This window comes from uncultured Agitococcus sp. (assembly GCF_937920075.1).
GTDB lineage: Bacteria > Pseudomonadota > Gammaproteobacteria > Pseudomonadales > Moraxellaceae > Agitococcus.
In genome coordinates, this window is record NZ_CALETI010000191.1 from 1 (window position 1) to 4,214 (window position 4,214).

5 protein-coding genes are annotated in these 4,214 nt (G+C 39.1%); 4 read left to right on the forward strand and 1 reads right to left on the reverse strand.

What is annotated here, in order from left to right; all coding sequences use genetic code 11:
• The first annotated feature begins 118 nt into the window (after positions 1-118).
• A complete protein-coding gene (locus Q0212_RS07175; RefSeq protein ID WP_297923997.1) occupies positions 119-523 on the forward strand; it encodes a hypothetical protein in 405 nt (134 codons plus the stop codon).
• Between the two features lie 112 nt (positions 524-635).
• Positions 636-1,853 (forward strand): iron-containing alcohol dehydrogenase, encoded by a 1,218-nt coding sequence (locus tag Q0212_RS07180; RefSeq protein ID WP_297923999.1) that lies wholly within the window; start codon positions 636-638, stop codon positions 1,851-1,853.
• 114 nt (positions 1,854-1,967) lie between these two features.
• Here the strand turns inward: Q0212_RS07180 and Q0212_RS07185 are convergent, their stop codons facing one another.
• Positions 1,968-2,915: a WYL domain-containing protein gene (locus Q0212_RS07185; RefSeq protein WP_297924001.1), complete on the reverse strand. Its 948-nt coding sequence runs from the start codon at positions 2,913-2,915 to the stop codon at positions 1,968-1,970.
• A 307-nt stretch (positions 2,916-3,222) separates the two neighbouring features.
• Between Q0212_RS07185 and Q0212_RS07190 the strand changes: the two genes are divergently transcribed.
• Entirely contained in the window at positions 3,223-3,498 is a 276-nt protein-coding gene (locus tag Q0212_RS07190; RefSeq protein ID WP_297924003.1) for a hypothetical protein, read from the forward strand.
• Positions 3,499-3,656: 158 nt separating this feature from the next.
• Positions 3,657-4,082 (forward strand): SCP2 sterol-binding domain-containing protein, encoded by a 426-nt coding sequence (locus Q0212_RS07195; protein ID WP_297924005.1) that lies wholly within the window; start codon positions 3,657-3,659, stop codon positions 4,080-4,082.
• The last annotated feature ends 132 nt before the right edge of the window (positions 4,083-4,214 follow it).

Consider the following 4,214-nt stretch of genomic DNA (forward strand, 5'->3'; position numbering starts at 1 on the left):
AATGTTAATGTTAATGTTAATGTTAATGTTAATGTTAATGTTAATGTTAATGTTATCAAAGACTTAATGATAAAATGCTGTTATCTCATTTATCAAGAATATTCCCAAAGAGCTATCTATGAAGTTAATAATTAAGATGTTGTTGATATTGGTTTTGTTTTTATTATTAGCGGAGCGTTATAAAAATTTGGATGTTGTTGGCCAGCAGACTGTACAGTTATCAAAAGATGTGGAAAAGTTAAATGAATCAATGGCTCAGGTAGTTTTGTTAGATGGAGATATTTATGGTAATCCAGTAGAAGAACAAGAGCCACTGTCAGAGATACAGTTACAACAAATTGCACGTCAGCAAGCTTGGGAAGAGAAAAATAATGAGAATTATATAAAGTTGGGAGGTGTAGTAGCTTCTAAAGAGCTATTACCTGTTATTAAAACGACAGACTTAGATTGTAAAAGCTGGCAAAGTAGTTATTTGATAGAACCTACGCCTGAGAAAGAAAAATATTTAAAACAAAACTGTTAGACACTTTAAAGTTGATGAATTGTCCCTTTTTCACATGACAAATAGTCAATTTTGGGCGTATATTCGAGCTATTTTAGTACCATCGTACCGTATAAAAATAGGAAAAACGCCCATGAGTTCTTTTTTAGTCACCAAAACCAAAGCTAAAGCCCAATTAGTTGGGATTAAAGCGGCAATGACGCTGATTCCTGCACCCAAACCCACCATGTTTGCAGGTGAGGGGGCTTCATTAAAATTATGTCAGGCGATTGGCGATTTTGGTCATAAACACATTTTGATTGTGTCGGACAAAATTCTTAATCAATTGGGTGTATTAAGTCCTTTAGTTGAAAAGTTACAAGCTAGCGGTGTCAAAGCAACGATTTTTGATGGTGTATTGCCCGACCCGACTCAAAGTATTGCCGAAGCCTGTTTACAGCAATATAAAGTGGCTGGTTGTGATTCGGTGTTAGCGGTAGGTGGTGGTTCATCCATTGATGTGGCTAAAGTCGTTGCTTTAGCGGCAACTAATAATAAAACACCACAAGAATTAGTCGGTATTTTAAAAGGCAGAAAAGCGACTGCTCCTTTATATGCAGTGCCTACAACCGCAGGAACAGGTTCAGAAGTGACGGTGGGTGCGGTGATTTCTGATGATAAAACTCATCAAAAAGGCTTAGTCTTAGACCCTAAATTAGTTCCTAGAATGGTGGCTTTAGATTCGGTGATTATGTCGGGTATGCCTCCAAAAGTAACGGCTGAAACGGGTTTGGATGCCTTAACCCATGCGGTAGAAGCCTTTATTAGTGATTTTGCCGCAGAAGAATCAGATTTGTATGCGCGTGCTGCAATTAAACTAATTTTTAGTAACTTACGTGTTGCTTATAAAGAGCCAAAAAACTTGCAGGCTCGTGAAGCAATGGCTTTAGCGTCTCATTATGCAGGTTTTGCGTTAAATATGGCAGGTTTGGGTTATGTTCATGCCATTGCCCATCAATTAGGTGGACATTATGGTTTGCCACATGGTTTAAGCAATGCCATCGTTTTACCTTATGTGTTGAATTTTTCACGCCCTGTTATTGATGAACGTTTGGCTGAGTTAGCGCGTTTTTGTGGCCTAGTCACTCATGAAACTTCTACTACAATTGCTGCTCAGGCGTTTATGGAAGAATTAAAACAATTAATGACCGAGTTAAATATTAAGTCTGTTGTGCCTAAAATGACACCACAAGACTTTGATGACATTATGCAAGCGGCTTTTAAAGAAGCGCATGGTACTTATGCTGTGCCTAAATATATGAGCGAAGATGATTGTTTGCAAATGTTATATATGATTGCTCAGGCGAGCTAGCGGGTTTGCTGAGCGTAGTCGAAGTGGTGGTTTCGACTACGCTCAACTACCACAACTCCAACCAACGCAGATTTTGTACTAAGTGGGCAGAGTTGCAATCATGCCCACAAAATTTTATAAAACGGGCTCTAACACTTCAACCGCATCACCAAAACCACGTAACCACCAAACCAGTTGTTGTGTATGTTTAACGGTGGCTTCAATTAATAAATGTTCATTATCTAATTCAGTAATCACTTGGTCTTCGCTGAGTTTGCTTTCATAAAGATGGTCGCCAACCACTTTGGTAAATTTAGCTTTTAAGCGAATACTTTCTCCCTCGCCAAAACCCAATGCGCCTGTTTGTAAATAATCATCTAAATTAAAGTCTTTAGGAATCACCACAGGACTTTTTAACACTTCAGCATTATTAAACCTTTGCAGCGCAAATAAACGAATTTTGGCATCATCATGGCGTGTACAAATCAAATAAATTACGTGGCCACGTTGCACAATACCTAAAGGATTTAAAATATATTCAGCCGCAACTTTGTCATAACGACGTTGATAGCTCACCTTCACTTGTTTATTGGCTAATAAGCCTTCATAAATCGCTTGTTGTGCTTGACGATTAACCGTAGGAGGAATCAACGGTTGTGTGGGCGGTATAATGCGTACACAGTCTAACCAATGGCGACCTTGATTATCACTATAGTTGACAGAGCGTCGCGCCATATCAAACCAAGGACGCAATTCATCTAATAAGCTGGGTGGTAATAAATGGCGTAAATGCTCTTCGACCATTAAAAAAGTGACCGCTTGACTGGTAGTAATATGCGGCAAACTGGAAATTTGCGCATCAGCACGCCAACGCCAACCTTGTGGACTTGCGCCATTGCCTTCGAGTGGAAAGCGTTCTGCAAGCTGATTTAAATCTCGTTGAATAGTACGCAAACTCACATGCACGCCTGCACGTTCTAGCATCAGTTGTAAATCTGCAGTACCCATCCATTTGCCTTGGGGGAGGTGTTGTAATATTAACCATTGTCTATGCAAACTACTGGCTTTTTCCTTGCTCATCATGGTGCTTACTCTTTAATCATTATGGAAAGATAGTGAATTGATTTTGTTAAAATTATCATAAATTTGGCTAAAAACAAGTCAAAAATCTCATGTAACGACAAATTATGTCGTCAAAATCTATGCGTCACAGTTGGTCGCTAAGCTCCTGTGCAAGACTGTTGTTGATGAAGTTTTCTGCTGATAATCACGCTAACGGACAAAAAACAAACTCTAATTAAAGAGCATGTTTTTAACATGAGCTTTAGATAGGGCAGAAAATTAAAAACAAGGCTGTTAGAAGATTAAATATCAGATGGGGGAACGACAAATGTTAGTTTTAGTCATTGCCAGTTCAACATGTTTATTACTAATGACACGTTATCGGATTTGGCTATATGCCGCTTTAGCAGGGATACTGTTTTCTAGTTTATTATGGGGATTAATGGAGTTTTTAACCAATGTGCTACCCAGTGCATGGCATGGGTTAAATGCCTTTTTGGCGATGCTGTGGTTATCGTTTGTCTTTTTGGGCGTGGAGTCTATTTATCAAAAATGGCTACAACATAAACATAAAATACCAGAGGATACTTTGCCTAAATCGTGAATAACTGCTACATTCAAGCGCATCTTCGGGGCTGTATTCAGCCCTTTTTTGTCTATGTGGCCACATAGATATTTAATCAAGGCCAATTGCATAACAGTAAATAGTCTTTACACTAAAAAATTAGAGTCTAACAATGAGACAAGCATATGGGGTGTTGCATGAATAAGTTTGAATTAATGTTGTTATTTATGGCAGGGCGGATGCAGTATTTATCGCATCAAAATGCCGAGTTTATGGCCTTATTACATAATCGTCAGTTTGTGATTCAATTACAAACTTTTGATGCAGCGACAGTGCGTTATTTTTCCATTAAAAATCGTCGCATTCGTTCTCATGGCCAAATGCACCCTAAGCCCGATTTTGTCTTAAGTTTTAAAGATGCTGACTATGCGGTAAAAACTTTAAGTAAAGCCAATCCCATGGCGTTTATGAAAGGCATGCAAGCAGGCGATATTAAAATGGAGGGGGATTTTGGCTTGTTGATGTGGTTTAACAACGCCGCTAAATATTTGCAGCCAGATGTTCCTAGACCTGTACGTCAGGCGGTAAAATGGGTTAAAGCGAAACGTCAAGCATTGGCTTAATTGTTTGCGCTAAAGGGTGGTGTGTGATGTCGCTCTTAGATGATAAAACAGTCGCCGAAGCTCGGCGTAATCAAGCAGCACGAGAGCAGGGCTATCGTGCCAAAGCCTTAAAAATGTATCCTCATGTGTGTG

Bases quoted from the DNA above. Each gene is read 5' to 3' on its own strand.
- Q0212_RS07180 (WP_297923999.1), top strand. From the start codon at position 636: ATGAGTTCTTTTTTAGTCACCAAAACCAAAGCTAAAGCCCAATTAGTT.
- Q0212_RS07175 (WP_297923997.1), top strand. From the start codon at position 119: ATGAAGTTAATAATTAAGATGTTGTTGATATTGGTTTTGTTTTTATTA.
- Q0212_RS07190 (WP_297924003.1), top strand. From the start codon at position 3,223: ATGTTAGTTTTAGTCATTGCCAGTTCAACATGTTTATTACTAATGACA.
- Q0212_RS07185 (WP_297924001.1), bottom strand. From the start codon at position 2,915: ATGATGAGCAAGGAAAAAGCCAGTAGTTTGCATAGACAATGGTTAATA.
- Q0212_RS07195 (WP_297924005.1), top strand. From the start codon at position 3,657: ATGAATAAGTTTGAATTAATGTTGTTATTTATGGCAGGGCGGATGCAG.